The 555-nt window shown below is 71.5% G+C and carries 1 protein-coding gene; it reads right to left on the reverse strand.

Annotated elements, in window-relative coordinates; all coding sequences use genetic code 11:
- The coding region (locus ACFO3N_RS24995) for a substrate-binding domain-containing protein (RefSeq protein ID WP_379801528.1) at positions 1 to 431 on the reverse strand (431 nt) is incomplete at its 3' end.
- Positions 432 to 555 lie beyond the last annotated feature (124 nt).

Here is a 555-nt window from a genome sequence, read left to right on the forward strand (position 1 = left end):
ACCAAATCATAGCGATAAATTTTACCACGGTACGTGTAGTACAACGCCTCTTCAAATGGCGCCTTAGGTGACGTTCCCCGCGATCCGACCTGATGATCGTTGACGAGCTCGTTCGTCTTCAGATCCATGACCGCCATGCGGCGCGCCCGCGACCTCACCATCCAGGGCGGCAACGGCGGGCTCGGCCCGACGTCGTCGAACCCCGCGACCGCCACGTCGTCGGGCACGCGCAGCCCTCGCTCCCACAGCACGTGCACGACCGCGAGCGCGGCGGGCACGTTGAGGTCGTCGTCCATCGCGGCGACGAACGCGTCGGGCAGGTCGGCCTTGGCGACCTCGTCGAGGTCGGCGGCGCCCAGACGCGGTCGCGCGCGACGGCGCGGACCGGGCACCCCGTCGAGGACGAGCTGCTCGCCCGCCGTCACGTCCACGGACCCGTCACGCGGGCGGGCCGCACCGGTCGCCGGCACGCGCGGCGGCTCAGCCGACGGCGGCCAGCAGGTCGGCCGCGCGGTCGGTGCGCTCCCACGTGGAGGCGGGCAGCTCACGCCCGAA

The organism is Flavobacterium chungangensis, from assembly GCF_042654045.1.
GTDB lineage: Bacteria > Bacteroidota > Bacteroidia > Flavobacteriales > Flavobacteriaceae > Flavobacterium > Flavobacterium chungangensis.